The organism is Eubacteriaceae bacterium Marseille-Q4139, assembly GCA_018223415.1.
In the GTDB taxonomy this organism is placed as follows: Bacteria; Bacillota; Clostridia; order Lachnospirales; family Lachnospiraceae; genus CABSIM01.
The window spans coordinates 3,923,690-3,942,324 of sequence record JAGTTQ010000001.1 but is presented as its reverse complement, the minus strand read 5'-3'; the positions used below and the strand labels follow the sequence as shown (position 1 = coordinate 3,942,324).

15 protein-coding genes and 2 pseudogenes are annotated in these 18,635 nt (G+C 45.2%); 13 read left to right on the top strand and 4 right to left on the bottom strand.

Going from position 1 to position 18,635, the window contains the following annotated elements; genetic code table 11:
- The first annotated feature begins 8 nt into the window (after nt 1-8).
- From KE531_18770 to KE531_18720, 11 genes and pseudogenes are all read left to right on the top strand, one after another.
- A complete protein-coding gene (locus tag KE531_18770; GenBank protein MBR9955639.1) occupies nt 9-1,286 on the top strand; it encodes an oligosaccharide repeat unit polymerase in 1,278 nt (425 codons plus the stop codon).
- Between the two features lie 13 nt (nt 1,287-1,299).
- Nucleotides 1,300-2,526, top strand: coding sequence for a polysaccharide pyruvyl transferase family protein (locus KE531_18765; GenBank protein MBR9955638.1), 1,227 nt, complete (start codon nt 1,300-1,302; stop codon nt 2,524-2,526).
- A gap of 2 nt (nt 2,527-2,528) precedes the next feature.
- The gene (locus tag KE531_18760) at nt 2,529-3,356 is read left to right on the top strand and encodes an aldo/keto reductase (protein ID MBR9955637.1); all 828 of its coding nucleotides are present in this window, start codon (nt 2,529-2,531) and stop codon (nt 3,354-3,356) included.
- Entirely contained in the window at nt 3,341-3,976 is a 636-nt protein-coding gene (locus KE531_18755; GenBank protein ID MBR9955636.1) for a hypothetical protein, read from the top strand. The genes KE531_18760 and KE531_18755 overlap by 16 nt, the downstream gene beginning before the upstream one ends.
- A 1-nt stretch (nt 3,977) precedes the next feature.
- The gene (locus tag KE531_18750; protein ID MBR9955635.1) at nt 3,978-5,744 is read left to right on the top strand and encodes a hypothetical protein; all 1,767 of its coding nucleotides are present in this window, start codon (nt 3,978-3,980) and stop codon (nt 5,742-5,744) included.
- Nucleotides 5,745-5,764: 20 nt separating this feature from the next.
- Nucleotides 5,765-7,198, top strand: coding sequence for an oligosaccharide flippase family protein (locus KE531_18745; GenBank protein MBR9955634.1), 1,434 nt, complete (start codon nt 5,765-5,767; stop codon nt 7,196-7,198).
- Between the two features lie 56 nt (nt 7,199-7,254).
- Nucleotides 7,255-8,283 (top strand): acyltransferase family protein, encoded by a 1,029-nt coding sequence (locus KE531_18740; GenBank protein MBR9955633.1) that lies wholly within the window; start codon nt 7,255-7,257, stop codon nt 8,281-8,283.
- A gap of 483 nt (nt 8,284-8,766) precedes the next feature.
- Nucleotides 8,767-9,612, top strand: a pseudogene (locus KE531_18735) (IS256 family transposase).
- Between the two features lie 106 nt (nt 9,613-9,718).
- Nucleotides 9,719-10,909, top strand: a complete 1,191-nt coding sequence (locus KE531_18730; protein MBR9955632.1) for an IS256 family transposase — start codon at nt 9,719-9,721, stop codon at nt 10,907-10,909.
- A 55-nt stretch (nt 10,910-10,964) separates the two neighbouring features.
- A pseudogene (locus KE531_18725) lies at nt 10,965-11,219 on the top strand (transposase).
- 220 nt (nt 11,220-11,439) lie between these two features.
- The gene (locus KE531_18720; GenBank protein ID MBR9955631.1) at nt 11,440-11,802 is read left to right on the top strand and encodes an IstB-like ATP-binding domain-containing protein; all 363 of its coding nucleotides are present in this window, start codon (nt 11,440-11,442) and stop codon (nt 11,800-11,802) included.
- A 49-nt stretch (nt 11,803-11,851) separates the two neighbouring features.
- Here KE531_18720 and KE531_18715 read toward each other — a convergent pair whose 3' ends face one another.
- From KE531_18715 to istA (KE531_18700), 4 genes are all read right to left on the bottom strand, one after another.
- The gene (locus tag KE531_18715; GenBank protein MBR9955630.1) at nt 11,852-13,042 is read right to left on the bottom strand and encodes an IS256 family transposase; all 1,191 of its coding nucleotides are present in this window, start codon (nt 13,040-13,042) and stop codon (nt 11,852-11,854) included.
- 250 nt (nt 13,043-13,292) lie between these two features.
- Nucleotides 13,293-14,102 carry an ATP-binding protein gene (locus KE531_18710; protein MBR9955629.1) on the bottom strand — a complete coding sequence of 270 codons (810 nt, stop codon included), beginning with the start codon at nt 14,100-14,102 and terminating at the stop codon, nt 13,293-13,295.
- Nucleotides 14,099-15,412, bottom strand: coding sequence for an IS21 family transposase (gene istA, locus KE531_18705; protein ID MBR9955628.1), 1,314 nt, complete (start codon nt 15,410-15,412; stop codon nt 14,099-14,101). Before istA (KE531_18705) ends, KE531_18710 begins: the two co-directional genes overlap by 4 nt.
- A gap of 70 nt (nt 15,413-15,482) precedes the next feature.
- The gene (gene istA, locus KE531_18700) at nt 15,483-16,931 is read right to left on the bottom strand and encodes an IS21 family transposase (GenBank protein ID MBR9955627.1); all 1,449 of its coding nucleotides are present in this window, start codon (nt 16,929-16,931) and stop codon (nt 15,483-15,485) included.
- Between the two features lie 430 nt (nt 16,932-17,361).
- Between istA (KE531_18700) and KE531_18695 the strand changes: the two genes are divergently transcribed.
- Together KE531_18695 and KE531_18690 are read left to right on the top strand one after the other, a co-directional pair.
- Nucleotides 17,362-17,676, top strand: a complete 315-nt coding sequence (locus tag KE531_18695; GenBank protein ID MBR9955626.1) for an imidazolonepropionase — start codon at nt 17,362-17,364, stop codon at nt 17,674-17,676.
- On the top strand, nt 17,673-18,533 hold the full coding sequence (locus tag KE531_18690; protein ID MBR9955625.1) for an IS3 family transposase: 861 nt from the start codon (nt 17,673-17,675) through the stop codon (nt 18,531-18,533). The genes KE531_18695 and KE531_18690 overlap by 4 nt, the downstream gene beginning before the upstream one ends.
- Nucleotides 18,534-18,635 lie beyond the last annotated feature (102 nt).

Here is an 18,635-nt window from a genome sequence, read left to right as displayed (position 1 = left end):
GAATTAATGTGCTTTCGTTATTGCTACTTATTGTAGCAATGTTTACACTTGTGAATATTAAAATTTCGCAAAGAGATACAATATCACCCGCAGCCATTGCTTGTCTGAGTTTATTTATAGGTGTTCTTTTTTCCTGCATGGGAGCAGACAGTTGGGAATTTCGACTTTCAGCCACTACATTCTTTGTTGTATTAGTCGGAATAAGTGCTATGACAATGGCAAATCTTTTTTCTAGAAAAAGAATAAAAGTGCCTGTTAGTTGGATAAAGGGATCTGATGTAGTATATAACGATAAAATTGTGGAAGTGGCGACTTTTTGTAGCATAATATTTACAATTTTGTATGGCTTAAATGCATATAGAGTTGGAATGATGGCTGGAGGAAGTGGCATGAATGCATTTGCTTATATGAAAACGGCTTATATGGAGGACGCAGGTCAGTATCGCATGAACCCACTAATACGTCAGCTTTTCAAACCGGTAATTGCAATCGCATACGTAAATATGTTTCTATTTATTGACACTGTTGTAAAAAAAGAAAAAAATAAAAGAAGAAAGTTATGTGGATTGATCTCAGTTCTAAGCGCAGTTGCAATTGTTATTTTTTCAGGATCAAGAACGGAAATTATGCAGTTGCTATCTGGCGGAATTTTAATGTTTTCTGTCTTGTGGAGAGAACATAAAGGCTGGAATATAAAAGATAATAAGAAATCATTTGTTGAAATGATAAGGAAAATTTGGCCAGCAGTTTTTGCGTTTTTAGCACTTGCATTTATTTCAAGAAATATTGTAAAAACAACAAATAATGAACTGTCCGCAACAAGTACATTCTTGCAATATGTTATCTATTATGTGGGAAGTTCGGTTGCAGTCCTTAATAAAAAAATCAAAATGGTTTATAGTGGGGAAGGGCTTTTATTCGGAAATGATATAGCAAAAACTATTATGCATGCACAAGTATACCTCGGAAAGCTAAATTATGGCGGAAATACTGCGACAATTTTTATTAGTGTTTTTGAAGGTGGATTGATTTATATGATATGCCGCTTATTACTGGTGTTTTTTATAGGAATATTACTATATCGCAGTCTGTTATTAAAATCCGAAAGTAGCTATAAAAGAAACCGAAATCTTGTTCTCATGTCGATGTCGTATTATGTATTCACAATGGCATATTATTCGGACTGTGTTGGTTTACTTACGAAAACTTCAAATATTTTGACGATGTTTGTTGTGATATTTTACCATAGACTAATTGCAGGTGTACCAATAAGAAAAGTGAATTAAGGAGAAATGTGATATGAATATATTAGTAATACACGCTCACACGGCGAATAGAGGTGATGAGGCAGCGGTCAAAGCAATGGTTGATGAACTATTGACGAAATATCCTGAAGCCAAAATTACGATTGCATTAAATGGTGTGACACCCTATCCTAATATGCCGCAGCAAGTGGAACTAATTGATCGCTTTCCGAAAGTACATAATCGGATAGCTCAAGTAGAGTTTGTCTTGGCGCATTTAACAGCAGGAAAATGTGTTTTTACAAAGGCTGGGAAGGAATTTATGAATACCTTAAAATCTGCTGACTTGGTAATACATGCGCCAGGAGGACCTTCAATCGGCGATATATATAAGGGTGTCGAATTTTTTTATTTGTGGACTTTGGATATTGTAAAAAAGAATAATATTCCTTATATGTTTTATGCACCATCTATGGGGCCGTTTAAAGATCGGAAGAAAAATATTGATCGCAAGAAAATACTACTAGGTGCAGAACGGGTTATTGTACGTGATCCGATTTCTCTACAATATGTGAATGATTTTGTTCCGGAAGTAAGGGCAATTCAAACATTAGATTCAGCTTTGCAGCATGATGTTGATTTAGAATTAAATCAAAACAAACTTGTTAGATATACAGAGTTGACTGACTTTATGTCAAAACATAGTCGGTGTATTGGAATTACAATTACTGAATTAGATTGGCACCCGTCGTATAAAGATAATGAACATGTCAAGAAGATTCCTACGGTATTTAAAGAATTTATTAAGAAAAGAATCAATGAGGGATACGGCATAATTTTTATACCTCAATTATATGGAACCTCAAACGATACTGTGACAATGAGCAAGTATATGTATTCAGAAGACTGTTTTATGGTCGCGGCCAATGTTGATACTTATGATTCTTATTTTCAGCAGTTTTTGATAGGAAAATTGTACGCAGTTGTCGGAATGCGTTATCATAGTAATATCTTTTCGGCTAAAATGGGGACTCCGTTTATTTCAATATCTTATGAACAAAAAATGAAAGGATTTATTAAATCTGTTGGTTTAGATGAGTATTGCATAGATATTAATAATCTGGAAGCGAAAGAACTTGAAGATAGATATAATATGCTTGTGGACAATTATGAGGAATATAAAGATAGGCTGAAATCGCTTCACTGCACTATGAAAGAAAAATCGTATGAAACGACAGCGGCTGTTATAGAAATTTTGGAGAGAAAGACTAGTGGGGAGTGAGTATGACTGAATTAGATCAAGTTAAACTGATCCTTGGAACAGGTTTGTCGTCGAGTAAGGATTACATTGAATTTAAAAGTATCGTTCAAAGCTGCATTTGCAATGGGATTAACGCTTTTGATACGGCACCAAGTTATGGAACAGAAAGTCTATTAGGAAAGGTTATATCCGACTTAGAACAGGAAAAAATTGTAAGCCGATCAGAATGCTGGGTACAGACAAAGATTGATCCTTGGCAGATGCAAGAGAAAAGCGGGGATGTTAGCGAATATTTAAGTCACAGTGGTAAAAATCTTGGAGTAAGTTATTTTGACGCGGTTTTGATACATTGGCCGATTCCGGAGTATTTGGAAAATACTCTGCATAGTCTTGAATGTGCAAAGAACAATGGATTGATAAGGAATATTGGTGTGTGTAATGTTAGAAAGCGCCATATCGATGAATTACTTGCACATGATCATAAGGTTGATATTGTTCAAATTGAGCGACATCCGCTAAGAACTTGTGATGAAGATGTTGAATACTTTAAGTCTAAAAACATCACTGTACAAGCATATTCCCCATTGTGCAAGATGAATCCAAAGATTCGCAACAATACGGCACTTAAATCGTTGGAGGATAAATATAATCGTAATATTGGACAAATTATTATGCGCTGGCATATAAGTACAGGAGTGATTCCGGTGTTTACGACTAAAAAGGTGTCAAGGATACAGGAATACAGTAACTTGTTGAATTTTGATTTAGAGCCAGAGGATATTTCTCTGATTAATTTAATCAATGAAAACTATAAAATGTATTTGGAGTCGTGGTTATGTCCAGGTTATTAAAATTGTTGATGATTGGTGGATGCCTTTGGGTATTCATATTAGTGATATGTTTTATAAAACATTTATGGTTCCTATTTGCAGTTCTGATACTAATTGGCATATATATAGCGGTTAATTTTGCATTATATAAAAAATTAAAAAATAATGTAAATCAAATGAATGCGACGGGAACTATAAGAAATGTTGACTTTTTAATTATTGGTGAATACATAGATGTACATTCGCTAGTTGATGATGGCAGTTCTGTCTTCGTAATTCTATCACCAGAAAGATCGTTGCAAGCATCAAAAGAAATATTAAGACATACGTTTAGTATTTTAAGAGATGGTGGAACGGTAATTATTACTAGCCCAAAGGGTGCGCTAAATGGCTATACCTGCTTTGATACAATGTGGTTTCACGATATAACAATTAAGAGGCTTGGACTGAAGATAAAAAAATTACTCAACAAATTTCCACTATTTGCTGAACCAGTCAAATCAATTTGTTTGTTGATGAGAGCAGATAATAAGGGAAAAAAGATAAATGAAATGTTGTGCCCAGACTCTGAAATACCAAAGTTTTGTTCTAAACGGGGATTGAATTTCAAGTATTATCAAATTGAGAAAAGGAGCAAATGATATGATTACAGGATACACTAATAATACGAGTGTGCAAATTCTTATTGCATTATTACGAAAGCATGGAATTAAGCGTGCAATAATTTCTCCGGGAACGACGAATTTGGAATTTGCAGCCGGATTACAATACTGCGGAGAGTTTGAACTATATTCAGCTGTTGATGAACGTAGTGCTGCATACATGGCATGCGGGATGGCAGCAGCAACGAAAGAACCAGTTATTATCACTTGCACAGAGGCTACAGCATCAAGAGATTATTATCCCGGCTTAACAGAAGCATATCACAGAAAACTTCCGGTTTTGGCAGTTACGGGTGTTCATCGTTATGCAGAAATAGGACATTTACAACCTCAGATTATTGACCGCAGTGTTTCTGCTCGTGATGCTTTAGTTATGAAAGTCCGGTTGCCGATTATTAAAGACAAAGAAGATGTGTGGCAAACGGAAATTGAAGTAAATAAGGCTTTGCTTGCATTAAGACATAGAGGGGGAGGACCTGTCCATATTGATTTGCCGTGCTGCAATGATGATTACCAGTTTGATTTGACTCAACTCCCGGACTCTCGCATGATTAATAGATATAGCTACAAAGACATACTTCCGGCAGTACCGGAGGGCAGAACCGCAATTTTTATTGGAAGCCATAATGAGTTTTCGGAGAAAGAAACGAAGGCTATAGATTCTTTTTGCGGGAAATATGATGCAGTTGTCTTTTGTGACCATACAAGTGGATACCACGGGAAATATGCTGTACATGCAGGATTAGTAGCATTTCAAAAATCAGGATTTGATATTTTTAATGGAATTTCTTTGCTTGTGCATATTGGTGGAGCAGCAGGAGATGGGCCAGCAATGGCAAGATTTAAGGCTGTTCGGGAGGTATGGAGAGTTAATCCGGATGGAGAATTGCGTGATACGTTTAAGAAGTTAAGTGCGGTTTTTGAAATGGAAGAAATCAACTTTTTTTCTAACTATGTGGGCAATGAAAAATTGGATGACATGAAAGAAGTGTTTTTGCAAAAATGCAAAGAAACAACTGAAAACATATTAATTGATGAAAGCAAACTTCCATTTTCTAATGTGTATATAGCCTCTAAAATTGCTCCAAATTTGCCAGAAAATTCTTATATTCATATTGGTGTGAGCAATACTATTCGTGCATGGACTCTGTTTGATTTTCCTGATTCAGTAAAATCTAGCAGTAATGTTGGGTGTAGAGGTATTGATGGTATTATGTCGGCATTCATAGGAACATCGCTGGTAAAAGAAGAACTGTGCTTTTGTGTTTTGGGCGATTTGACATTTTTCTATGATTTGAACTCTTTAGGAAACCGCAGTATCAAGAATAATGTCAGAATTCTATTAATTAATAATAACAGCGGCGGTGTTATGAAACTACAGGGAGCGCCCGGATACCGTTTTTTTGGAGATGAAGAAACAGATAAATTTATAGCTGCTGCTGGACACTTTGGAAACAAGTCAAAAAGTCTTGTTCGTCACTTTGCTGAAGATCTTGGTTTTGAATACATGACTGCAGAAAGCAAGGACGAATTCAAAGAAGTGTATCCTGAATTTGTAAGTTCTGAAAACAAAGATAAGCCTATAATTTTTGAGGTTTTTACTGATGCGGCAGACGATAGAGAGGCCTTTAATATTGCATCGAGTATAGAAGTTTCATCTTCTGGAATGGCAAAAGAATTAGCAAAAAAACTGCTTGGAAACACAGGAACTGCAAAAGTGAAACGCTTTCTTTCAGGAAAAAAATAAAAACTAACATGGAGATAATAATGCAAGAAAGTGGTAAAAAAATAGAGAGTGGAGAGAAAGTACTAAAAGCTGGTGTATGGTATACGATATCAACAGTTTTTGTAAAGGCAATTTCCGTAATCACTATGCCAATTTATACTAGACTTCTCTCTACGCATGATTATGGTGTTGCATCGACTTTTAGCTCGTGGTATTCGCTAATGTTAATTATTTGTTCATTGGACTTAGAGATGAGCATTGGACGGGCGAAGCAAGATTATGGATCAGGGCTAAAAAAGTATGTTGGTTCTTTACAGGTTTTGAGTGGTCTGTTTTCGGTGATACTATTTTCCTTTTGTGGTATCTTCTTGCCGCAAATATCAGCTTTGACAGAGATGAATTATGGCTTATTGATGATCTTAGCGGTATATCTTCTGTTTTCACCGGCTGTTTCTTTTGCACAGGCCAATTATAGATATGAGTATCGTTATAAAGAGAATATAGCGATAATGATTTTTATTTCAGTGACTACGGTTTTAGCTTCTTTAGTGCTTATTTATGTAATGCCGACGAATAAATACTACGGAAAAGTTATTGGATCGGCGATTCCAACAGTTGCTTTGGGTGTCTATTACTGGATAAGCGGACTGAACAATGGAAGATTAAGTATAAACACAAGTCATTGGAAATATGCTCTGACAATTTCAGCGCCTATGATTATTCATTCACTGTCCCTAAATGCTTTGTCAACATCTGATAGGGTAGTGATAGCCAAATTGGTTGGAGCAGAGGCTACAGGAATTTATACACTTGCTTATCAGTATGCACTGCTGATAAATGTTGTTATGAGTGCTGTCAACCAAGCGTGGCAACCGTGGTTCCATGATAATTACTATGTTGGAAATTATGAGCAAATAAAGAAAAACGCGAATAAGTTGACAGTGTTAGGCTGTTTTATCGGTGTTGGATGTGTATCATTAGCGCCGGAGATGATTTCTCTTTTGGGACCAGAAGAATATAAGTCTGGCGTGTGGGCTGTTCCGCCAATTGTACTGGGTGTTGTTTGCCAGTTCCTGTATACACATTATATTAATGTGGAACTCCATTTGAAAAAGACAAAATATGCATCATACGGAACGGTTATTGCAGCTGCACTTAATATTGGCTTAAATATAGTTTTTGTGGGTAAATATGGGTTTGTGGCGGCAGCGTATACAACACTGTTTAGTTACATTGTACTACTTGTCGCACATTTCTGTATTACTAGATTTTTACTCAAAGTTAATCTGTATGATAATAAATTTTTTGTGGGTTCGTTTATTGGTGTAGCTTTGTTGAGCGGTATATTTATGGCGCTGTTTGACCACTTTATCATCAGATTCCTACTGATGAGCATAATGGGGATTGTCTTTTTGTTTTACAATCGAGAAATGATTAAGACATTTCTGAATAAGGGCAAAATTAAGAAAGGGTGATTAAAGTGGAAAATTTGTACGCGGGTATTGACTAAAGGAAAGGGAGAAATAAAATCTTGAGAGCAGAGCAGAGCAGAGCAGAGCAGAGCAGAGCAGAGCAGAGCAGAGCAGAGCAGAGCAGAGCAGAGCAGAGCAGAGCAGAACGATTATCATGGCTTGATGTACTAAAAGGTATAGGTATTGTTCTTGTTGCAATAGGACATATCTATTCTAATCGAACCGTTTTTAACTGGCTGTATTCCTTCCATATGCCACTTTTCTTTTTGGCAGCAGGTTGGGTGTATAAAGAAAAATCAGTTTTAACAGACATAAAGAGGAGAATCCAGACCATAGTTGTTCCGTATTTCTCGTTCGGTTTGCTAGTACTTTTATATTGGCAAGTGATAGAGAGAAGATTCCGGGATTCGGATATGAGCTTCATGGATTCTCTCCTAGGACTATTTTCGGGTTGCTATGACAATTTGGACTTCAACGTTCATCTGTGGTTTTTGCCGTGTTTTTTTGTAACGGTAGCTCTTTTCAATATACTGGTCAATCTGGGCGGAAGAAAATTTGCTTATATTGCAGTTGTTCTGATGAGCTTGGTTTATGTGGTTCTTCCGATGCCAGAACTTCCTTGGGGATTTAACCGTGTGTTCAAGTACATAGGATTTTATGCTGTAGGTGTTCTCTTGGCGGGGAGAGAAACAAGAATTGTGGACAGAAAGATAAGAACAGGAATGGCTGCTGTAGTTTTGATTATCTTAAATTTCTTCTTGTCCCTCCACAACTTAACCACGGGAATCATGTGGTTTGTGACGGCACTTATTGGCGTGGCTTCTATGATTCTGATTTCTCTGTTCATCAACGAAAATAGAATTCTGCAGTATTTCGGTAGAATCTCTCTGATTGTTCTTTGCATTCACGGTCCTGTATATCGGATTGTAGTTAAGATTGTATCAATTCCGTTGCACAAGGGAACAGATGCCGTGAGAGAGGACTTTCTGCTTGCGATGATTGTTGTTGTGGCTACGATGATAATTTGCAGCGTGGCTTATGAGGTTGTTGTGCGCATTGCTCCGTGGATGGTTGGTAAGAAAAGATGAGTTAATAGAAAGAGGTGATTGGTAATCAAGTGGTACATAAAATCATTAATTCAAGATTTCAGACAACCCGTGTCATACTTGATTCCAACCATCTTCTTCAGTGGATGCATTGTATTTGCTGTTAGCTGGTTATGTGGAAAGAAGAGCACAATAAAACATAGAATTTCATTTGCCTTTTTCTTAGCGTACATTCTCGTTATTTTTCGCATAGCTTTCTTATGCAGGGAACCTGGGAGCAGAAAGGCTATTAGCTTGGTCTTGTTTGAAACATGGGGACATACCTTTCATATGCACGCTATGTTTGTTGAAAACATTATTATGTTTATTCCGTTTGGTGTCTTGCTACCGATATTGTTTAGAAAATTTAGAAAGATAAGGTACAATAAGTTTCGCAAATTGAAAAGTAGTTAAAAAGAGACATGGTTTGCAGCCCTCTGGTAGAATGAAGTCACGACACACCATTCTGAAAGGAGACAACAAACCATGTCCGAAAAGATTGTACAGCTTAACGAGGAAGTAATCAAGGGTCAAATCAAAGAACTGGTACGAGGCAGCGTAGAGGAAACCCTCAACGAACTGCTGGAGGCCGAGGCGGAGAAGCTGACCCAGGCGGCCCGGTACGAGCGCAATGAGCAGCGTCAGGGCTATCGCAGCGGCCACTACAACCGTAACCTCACCACCACTTCCGGGGACGTCACTCTCAAGGTTCCCAAACTCAAGGGAATCTCTTTTGAAACCGCCATCATTGAGCGGTATCGCCGCCGGGAGAGCAGCGTGGAAGAAGCCCTCATTGAGATGTACCTGGCAGGCGTATCCGTTCGGCGTGTGGAGGATATTACCGAGGCCCTCTGGGGTAGCAAAGTCTCTCCCTCCACTATAAGTGAGTTAAACAAGAAAGCGTATGTCCACATCGAGGATTGGCGGAACCGTCCTCTGCAAGGCGGACGATATCCGTATGTCTATGTGGATGGGATCTATCTGCGCCGTAACTGGGGCGGCGAATTTGAAAACGTAGCCATTCTTGTGGCAATTGCGGTCAATGAGGACGGATACCGTGAGGTTCTGGGTGCCGCCGAGGGCATGAAGGAGGACAAGTCCAGCTGGGTCAGCTTCTTCCAGTGGCTGCGTGGCCGAGGTCTGGACGGTGTGAAACTCATTGTTGGAGACAAGTGCCTTGGTATGCTGGAGGCCGTGGGAGAAGTATTCCCCGAAGCCAAGTACCAGCGCTGTACCGTCCACTTTTACCGCAATGTATTCTCGGTCACGCCTCGCTCCAAGGTGAAGCTGGTGGCAAAGATGCTCAAGGCGGTCCACGCCCAGGAAGATAAGGTACAATAAGTTTCGCAAATTGAAAAGTAGTTAAAAAGAGACATGGTTTGCAGCCCTCTGGTAGAATGAAGTCACGACACACCATTCTGAAAGGAGACAACAAACCATGTCCGAAAAGATTGTACAGCTTAACGAGGAAGTAATCAAGGGTCAAATCAAAGAACTGGTACGAGGCAGCGTAGAGGAAACCCTCAACGAACTGCTGGAGGCCGAGGCGGAGAAGCTGACCCAGGCGGCCCGGTACGAGCGCAATGAGCAGCGTCAGGGCTATCGCAGCGGCCACTACAACCGTAACCTCACCACCACTTCCGGGGACGTCACTCTCAAGGTTCCCAAACTCAAGGGAATCTCTTTTGAAACCGCCATCATTGAGCGGTATCGCCGCCGGGAGAGCAGCGTGGAAGAAGCCCTCATTGAGATGTACCTGGCAGGCGTATCCGTTCGGCGTGTGGAGGATATTACCGAGGCCCTCTGGGGTAGCAAAGTCTCTCCCTCCACTATAAGTGAGTTAAACAAGAAAGCGTATGTCCACATCGAGGATTGGCGGAACCGTCCTCTGCAAGGCGGACGATATCCGTATGTCTATGTGGATGGGATCTATCTGCGCCGTAACTGGGGCGGCGAATTTGAAAACGTAGCCATTCTTGTGGCAATTGCGGTCAATGAGGACGGATACCGTGAGGTTCTGGGTGCCGCCGAGGGCATGAAGGAGGACAAGTCCAGCTGGGTCAGCTTCTTCCAGTGGCTGCGTGGCCGAGGTCTGGACGGTGTGAAACTCATTGTTGGAGACAAGTGCCTTGGTATGCTGGAGGCCGTGGGAGAAGTATTCCCCGAAGCCAAGTACCAGCGCTGTACCGTCCACTTTTACCGCAATGTATTCTCGGTCACGCCTCGCTCCAAGGTGAAGCTGGTGGCAAAGATGCTCAAGGCGGTCCACGCCCAGGAAAGCAAGAAAGCAGCCCGGGAAAAGGCCAAAGCTGTGGTGGAAGAACTGCGCTCCATGAAACTGAAAGAGGCGGCCAAGAAGGTAGAGGATGGCATTGAGGAGACGCTGACCTACTGCGATTTTCCCAGCGAGCACTGGACTCGCATCCGTACCAATAACGTTATTGAACGACTCAACCGGGAGATCCGCCGCCGTACCCGTGTGGTGGGCAGTTTCCCGGACGGCAATTCCGCCCTTATGCTGGTCTGTGCCCGGCTGCGCCATGTGGCCGGCACCCAGTGGGGCAACAAGAAGTACATGAACATGAAGCACCTGGAGGCAGCCCTTGAAGATGCCTCCATTGCTGGCTGACTTCACTCATGCCAGACCCTGCAAACCATTTTGCGAAAAATACTTGACACTACCTGAGGAGACGCTGACCTACTGCGATTTTCCCAGCGAGCACTGGACTCGCATCCGTACCAATAACGTTATTGAACGACTCAACCGGGAGATCCGCCGCCGTACCCGTGTGGTGGGCAGTTTCCCGGACGGCAATTCCGCCCTTATGCTGGTCTGTGCCCGGCTGCGCCATGTGGCCGGCACCCAGTGGGGCAACAAGAAGTACATGAACATGAAGCACCTGGAGGCAGCCCTTGAAGATGCCTCCATTGCTGGCTGACTTCACTCATGCCAGACCCTGCAAACCATTTTGCGAAAAATACTTGACACTACCAAACTCTGGCGTACAGCACCACGCCCTCGCTGCGCACCATTGCCAGCATTCTGAAAAATGACCTGGACAAGCCGGACAAGGCCGAGAGCCAACTGTCGCAGTCCAAAGCCAATAGCTACGGCATTACCCGCGGCGCGGCCTACTTCCGGAAGGGAGGTGACCGCTGATGCTGAACCAGGCAACGATGGATATGCTCACGGCAATGAAGATGACCGCTATGGCAGCGGAGTTCGCCAACCAGTTGAAAGACCCCACGTTCAATGAACTGGGCTTCGAGGAGCGCCTGGGCTTGCTGGTAAATGCGGAATGGAACCGACGCCAGAGCAACAAACTGAACCGGTTTATCCGCAATCCACGCTTCGCCGTGCCGTCTGCCACTGTAGAAGGCATTGAATACCACGAGGACCGAAAGCTGGACAAGGCACAGATGCTGCGGTTTGCCACCTGCCAGTACATTGACGAAGACCACCACATTATCCTCAAGGGAACCTCTGGCAACGGCAAGACTTACATCGCCTGTGCCCGGTAGTGTCAAGTATTTTTCGCAAAATGGTTTGCAGGGTCTGGCATGAGTGAAGTCAGCCAGCAATGGAGGCATCTTCAAGGGCTGCCTCCAGGTGCTTCATGTTCATGTACTTCTTGTTGCCCCACTGGGTGCCGGCCACATGGCGCAGCCGGGCACAGACCAGCATAAGGGCGGAATTGCCGTCCGGGAAACTGCCCACCACACGGGTACGGCGGCGGATCTCCCGGTTGAGTCGTTCAATAACGTTATTGGTACGGATGCGAGTCCAGTGCTCGCTGGGAAAATCGCAGTAGGTCAGCGTCTCCTCAATGCCATCCTCTACCTTCTTGGCCGCCTCTTTCAGTTTCATGGAGCGCAGTTCTTCCACCACAGCTTTGGCCTTTTCCCGGGCTGCTTTCTTGCTTTCCTGGGCGTGGACCGCCTTGAGCATCTTTGCCACCAGCTTCACCTTGGAGCGAGGCGTGACCGAGAATACATTGCGGTAAAAGTGGACGGTACAGCGCTGGTACTTGGCTTCGGGGAATACTTCTCCCACGGCCTCCAGCATACCAAGGCACTTGTCTCCAACAATGAGTTTCACACCGTCCAGACCTCGGCCACGCAGCCACTGGAAGAAGCTGACCCAGCTGGACTTGTCCTCCTTCATGCCCTCGGCGGCACCCAGAACCTCACGGTATCCGTCCTCATTGACCGCAATTGCCACAAGAATGGCTACGTTTTCAAATTCGCCGCCCCAGTTACGGCGCAGATAGATCCCATCCACATAGACATACGGATATCGTCCGCCTTGCAGAGGACGGTTCCGCCAATCCTCGATGTGGACATACGCTTTCTTGTTTAACTCACTTATAGTGGAGGGAGAGACTTTGCTACCCCAGAGGGCCTCGGTAATATCCTCCACACGCCGAACGGATACGCCTGCCAGGTACATCTCAATGAGGGCTTCTTCCACGCTGCTCTCCCGGCGGCGATACCGCTCAATGATGGCGGTTTCAAAAGAGATTCCCTTGAGTTTGGGAACCTTGAGAGTGACGTCCCCGGAAGTGGTGGTGAGGTTACGGTTGTAGTGGCCGCTGCGATAGCCCTGACGCTGCTCATTGCGCTCGTACCGGGCCGCCTGGGTCAGCTTCTCCGCCTCGGCCTCCAGCAGTTCGTTGAGGGTTTCCTCTACGCTGCCTCGTACCAGTTCTTTGATTTGACCCTTGATTACTTCCTCGTTAAGCTGTACAATCTTTTCGGACATGGTTTGTTGTCTCCTTTCAGAATGGTGTGTCGTGACTTCATTCTACCAGAGGGCTGCAAACCATGTCTCTTTTTAACTACTTTTCAATTTGCGAAACTTATTGTACCTTATCCCAGAGTTTTGCCGCAGTGTTGGCGTCGGGAGATCGCGACCATATTTTGTCGGGAGTATTTAACCAATTTTTGTCGGAAAAGTCGGAGCCAGCAGAATAAATAAAAAGAGTGCCAACAACCCAGCACTCATAAATTGGTTATTCCTGCGCCACTACCGGCTCAACCGCAGGTATCTTGCCTGTTTGCAAAGAAACGGTCTCCAGTTTCTTTCCCCGGAAACTTTCACCACGCAGCTTAAACACAGTAGCATCGTCAAAGATGCGGTCCAGCGTACACAGCAAGGTAGCGTCTTCCTCAAAATCCTCGCGCCAGAGAGCCGGGTTCTTGTTGCTGGTGAAGATCATATTGAAACTGCCTTCTTTGTTGTATCGCCGGTCAATCAGGTCAAAGAACAGCCGGGTATTCTCTTTGTCAAAGGCACAGTGGCCAATCTCGTCAATAATCAGGCAAGAGGGGCGCACAAGACCGTTGAGGCAGGAATCGGTCTTTCCGGAACGTCTGGCTGCCGTGAATCGGTCCCGGAGTTCAGATGCCTTAATGAAATAGGTCTTCAATCCGTGCTGGCAGCAGGCGTAGCCGAAAGCCTGTGCCAGATGTGTTTTACCTGTACCTGCCGGACCAATAAAGGCTAGGTTTCGGTGAGAGTAGATGGCATTCAAGGACGCCAGAACCTTCAGACGCTCCACATCTTTCCCCTTGAGCAGTGAGAAATCAAAGTTCTCAAAGGTTTTAGGCACCTTTGTAGGAAGGCGGCTCAGTTTCAACAAAGTCTGGATAGTGGTCTGCTGCTTCTTTTCGCTGAGATAGGAAAAGAGCATTTGCACGGCTTCTAATCCAGTCTCTGAGAATTCCTGGTCTTCCGCGAACAGCGCAAATTCCTCTGCGGAAAGATCCAGCTTTAAAACAGAGGCAGCGGTTGCCACCTGCTCAAAGATTGTTTCCTTCATACCTGGTCCTCCTTGTCAAAATCAAATTTGGCAAAGGAGAGATCCTGCGAGGATTTTGGAAGCTGTAAAATCTGTGTTTGCACGGGTGCTGTAGGAAACTCTTCAGGCTGTGCCAAGGGTTCGTACTGTCCGTTGCAGAAACTGTCCGTTCGGCTCCAGGTAACGGTATGTGTAACCAGCAGCACTTTCAGGTCAGCAGAATAGATACGTAATAAATCACCGTTGCGCTCCACTCTGGCTGTTGCGCCAGGATAGCTGTAAGGTACTCCGAAACGCCGACCCTCGTAATTTACAAAGCCGTCAAAGGATATTTTTCTTTCCGGACAGAGATAGAAACGGACGGCATCCTCCGGAACCATGCGCAATTGTTCTCCACATATGGTTTCGTGAATCTTTTGAGGCGCACCATCCACAGTGCGGCGGTAGGTTCCGTTCTGTTTGTTGCACCATTCCAGCGCCTGCCAGTTGAGGTCTGTAAGATCGCAGAACACCCGGTCAGCCAGGAAATTGTCCTTCACAAAACGCACCAATCGCTCCACTTTTCCCTTGGTGAAGGGATGCCGTGGCTTGCAAAGTTTTGTCTCGAAGGTAAGGGTCTGCATAAAGGCTTCGTAGTCTTTCTGCCAGACTGGATGGCCATCCAGATCTCGGTGCAGTACAACGCTCTTCATGTTGTCGGTTAACACAAAACGCGGAACCCCCATGTACTGGAAAGCGTGGATCATCCCAATAAACAGGTTTTCCTGCCGGGCATTGGGGAAGAGCTCAATATACCGCTGTCCGCAATGGTGGCAAATCATAGCAAAGCAGGCAACTCGGTAGGTTTGCCCATTGTAATCCAGAACATCAGTGAATCCCCAATCCATCTGGTAAGCTTCACCGGGCTTTGTGACGTACCGGCGGCCACGGTTTCCCTGCGCCGCAACCAACTGGCGCTTGGCTGGAATAAGGTGTTTGTGGGCGGCGATATACTCTTTTACAATGGTTGCCCCGCCTTCAAAACCGGCCTGTCGCAAACGCTCCAACACTACAGAGGAGTTCTTGACTCCTTGGCGCAACAAACTGTCCAACAGGCCGGTATAACCGCTGAGTTTTGTGACCGTATGTTTACTGCCTTTGGTGCTCCGAGGCAAATCTTGGAAGCTGTTTTTCTTGAGTCTGCGCAGTCTGCTACGAGATACGCCGGTTCGTCGTTCTAATTCGGCCAAGTTGATACGTTCCAGGGAAAAGGAGTCTCCCTGGAACGCCTTCATTTCTTCTATGGCTTGTGCTATACTTGGTGCAAAGCCATTACCATTTTGCTCTTTCATCGCTATTCCTTTCCTCTGGGTTGTTGGCACTTTCCAGTGTACAGGATTTAAAAGAGCATCGGTAGTGGCTTTATCTTTTCCGACTAAATTTGGTCTCGAACGCCCGACACTTGAAGGTTAGTTTCTCCCGACCCGAATAGCAGGCTGCCTCCAGCCGCTGTTTGCCGTACCGCTGTTCCAGTTTGGTCAGACCAGCGCAGGCCTTGTAGCCCTGCTCGGCGGCCTTACCGGACTTCAGGAAGTGTTCGGCTACCTTCTCGGTCATAGGACCGACCGACATCGCCCAGCGGCTGAACTCGTCGGCGTTGTAGGTGAGATATTTCTGGCGTTCCGGCGGCATATGCTCGCGCTTCACCAGCGGATCCCGCTGCCGAGTCTGCAACCGGCGGTGACTGGCTACGCGGTTGCCGTGGTAGAATACCTCTACCGTTGTTTTAGTCACGCGGATGTCCACGCGCTCGCCAATCAAGTTATAGGGAACAGAATACTTGTTCCTGCCATCCGTAACAAGATAGTCGTTGGCGACCTTGGCAACCGACCAGACGGCCGGTTCAAACGCACTGACCGGCAGCGGCAGCATATAGGGCTTCTCTTCTTCCAGATAGGCACTTCGGCGGCAGCCAGCCATCTGCTTGAACGGGCGGCTGTTCAACTCATCCAGCTTTTCAGCAACTGCCTCATTCAATTCCCGCAAAGAAAAGAATTTGCGGTCGCGTAGAGCGGCCACGATCCATGTTTCGGCAAAGCGGACGGATGCCTCCGCCGGACTCTTGTCCTTCGGCTTGCGGACACGTGCCGGTACGATTGCGGTACCGTAATGCTCAGCCAGTTCCTGGTAACTGCGGTTCAGAATCACATCGTACCGGGTGTTGGACAGCGTGGCCGTTTTGCAGTTGTCAGGGATCAGCAGCCGTGCAACACCGCCGAAGAAGTCAAAAGCGTGGACATGGCAGTTCAGCCAGTTCTCGGTTTTCATGTCGTCGCAGGCTTCCGCATAGGTGTAGTAGCTGCAGGGCAGAACGGCAACAAACAAATAGGCTGCCCTTTGTTCGCCTGTGACCGGGTCCTGGATGGGAATGGTGTCTCCAGCCCAATCTACCTGCATGGCATCTCCAGGCTTGTGCTGGATGCGCATGGTCGCTTTTGTTATGCGCGCCCAGCGGCGGTACCGTTCGCCAAACTGAGTACTCATGTACGGCCTTTGGCCCGCCTCCTGACACCTCGCACAGTATTCTTCCCACAGCAGCGTCAGGGTCACGCCCGACCGGGCCAGTTCGCGGTGGATGTACGGATAGTCGGGCTCAGCATATTGACTGGATGCTTTGTGCCTGTTCGGAAAGAGAAGCTGTTCCAGATCGGCATTGGCGACATCGTCGGAGAGGGGCCAGGATATGCCTTGTTCCTTTGCTGCCTGCAGTACATCTCGCACCGTATGTCTGGAACAGTGTGCCATTGATTCAATGGTTCGCTGGCTGTACTGAAGACTGCTTAACCGCAAGATCTCCCGATAATTTGTCATTACGAAACCTCCAATTGATTTAGTCACAGCTTGGCTGTGCTAAACCAATTATAAGGCTTTGGGGCTTCAGTGCGTGAAAGTGGGGCTAAAACTCCGGCAAGGTGGTGCTAAAACTGCGTGCAGATGGGGCTGGGATGGCGATTTTTGCAGCTGTCTGACATTGCATGGAAAAACGATCCTGCCAGACTGGTACAGATTGCAGGATACCCACTGGACAATCGCCCGTCTGCTGTGCAGTTCATAGAGATCTTTTCCAACTACATACAGAGAAACTACTTGGAAGAAAGAATCCTCACTTGACCTGAATAACCAAAATCGTTTAACAACACCCCTGGAACTCCGAGCTGTGAACAGGTCCAGTAAAAACGGACAATAGACAAAGTACCCCCTGATGTAGGAAAATGGAAATACTACATCAGGGGGTATTACTATGGGAAAAAGGAATTACACACATGTGCAGGAATTGTTGCCTGAAATCGAAGCTATGCTTGGATCGGGAAAAACGCAGAGAGAAGTAGCGGAGTATTTTGGCTTTCGGGATAAGTATGTCGTAAAAAGCCTTGTGAAACGGGAACGTGCCAAACAACGGAAGCGAGAAGCCGGAATCACGATACGGCCCAAAGGACGGCAGAGAAAAGCTGCTTCGCCAAGGGACATTGTTGCAGAGCAGGCTTACGAGATTCAGCGGCTGCGCATGGAAAATAAGCTGCTGCGGGATTTTCTGCGATCCACAGGAAGGAAGTGAGAGCAAAGGCAAAGTATGCAGTGATTTACCGCCACAGGAAAGAGTATCCCATTGTTGTAATGTGCAAATTCTTTTCAGTATCGAGAAGCGGCTATTACAGCTTTGTAAAGCGGATGAACCGGCCAGAAAAGGATGCTGCTCTTGCCGAAACGATCCGACAGCAGCAGGCAAAATGTTTTCATACCTACGGCTACCGACGGATGTGGCAGTGGCTGAAAGGCAGCAAAGAGATTTACCACAACCCCAAGACCATTTTGCGTGTCATGAAGAAATACGGCCTGTTGGCAGAGATTCGTCGCCGCAGAAAGTGGCAGCAGATGGGCCAGCACGTACATAAATACCAAAATCTACTCAAGCGAAATTTCCAAGCCGCGGCTCCCAACTGCAAATGGGTAACTGACATTTCTTATATTCAGACGAAGCAGGGGGTATTGTACCTGTCCATGATCCGGGATCTGTATGACAACAGCATTGTGGCCTACAAAACTGCGACACAGCAAACGGTGAACCTGGTGCTGGACACCATCCGCCAGGCAGTACGCAACGAAAAGAAGAAGGTCGCCGCAGAGTTGCAGCTCCACAGCGACCAAGGCTTTCAATACACCTCGCAAGCATATTTCAAGCTGACTCAACAATACGGCATTACGCCTTCGATGTCAAGACGTGGGAACTCGTATGACAACGCTATGGCGGAAAATTTCTTCTCCATCCTCAAAACGGAGTGTATCTACCGCCACAAACCGGCGACCTTCTTTGAAGCCGACGAGATGATTGACCGCTATATCCACTTTTACAACCATGAGCGCATCCAAAGCAAAACAGGAGTGCCGCCGCTCTCGCTGCGCCACTCCTGCTAAAACCGAATATTCCTGCACCAGGGGCTCTTTTTGTACTGTCTGCACAATCTGGGTCAGTTCACTGCCGCACTTGCTGCGGCAGCTCTTTTTGTCTCTGAAATG

Excerpts from the sequence above, each read along its gene's own strand:
- KE531_18765 (MBR9955638.1), top strand. The coding sequence starts at position 1,300 with ATGAATATATTAGTAATACACGCTCACACGGCGAATAGAGGTGATGAG.
- KE531_18760 (MBR9955637.1), top strand. The coding sequence starts at position 2,529 with ATGACTGAATTAGATCAAGTTAAACTGATCCTTGGAACAGGTTTGTCG.
- KE531_18755 (MBR9955636.1), top strand. The coding sequence starts at position 3,341 with ATGTCCAGGTTATTAAAATTGTTGATGATTGGTGGATGCCTTTGGGTA.
- KE531_18750 (MBR9955635.1), top strand. The coding sequence starts at position 3,978 with ATGATTACAGGATACACTAATAATACGAGTGTGCAAATTCTTATTGCA.
- KE531_18745 (MBR9955634.1), top strand. The coding sequence starts at position 5,765 with ATGCAAGAAAGTGGTAAAAAAATAGAGAGTGGAGAGAAAGTACTAAAA.
- KE531_18730 (MBR9955632.1), top strand. The coding sequence starts at position 9,719 with ATGTCCGAAAAGATTGTACAGCTTAACGAGGAAGTAATCAAGGGTCAA.
- KE531_18720 (MBR9955631.1), top strand. The coding sequence starts at position 11,440 with ATGCTGAACCAGGCAACGATGGATATGCTCACGGCAATGAAGATGACC.
- KE531_18715 (MBR9955630.1), bottom strand. The coding sequence starts at position 13,042 with ATGTCCGAAAAGATTGTACAGCTTAACGAGGAAGTAATCAAGGGTCAA.
- KE531_18710 (MBR9955629.1), bottom strand. The coding sequence starts at position 14,102 with ATGAAGGAAACAATCTTTGAGCAGGTGGCAACCGCTGCCTCTGTTTTA.
- istA (MBR9955628.1), bottom strand. The coding sequence starts at position 15,412 with ATGAAAGAGCAAAATGGTAATGGCTTTGCACCAAGTATAGCACAAGCC.
- istA (MBR9955627.1), bottom strand. The coding sequence starts at position 16,931 with ATGACAAATTATCGGGAGATCTTGCGGTTAAGCAGTCTTCAGTACAGC.
- KE531_18695 (MBR9955626.1), top strand. The coding sequence starts at position 17,362 with ATGGGAAAAAGGAATTACACACATGTGCAGGAATTGTTGCCTGAAATC.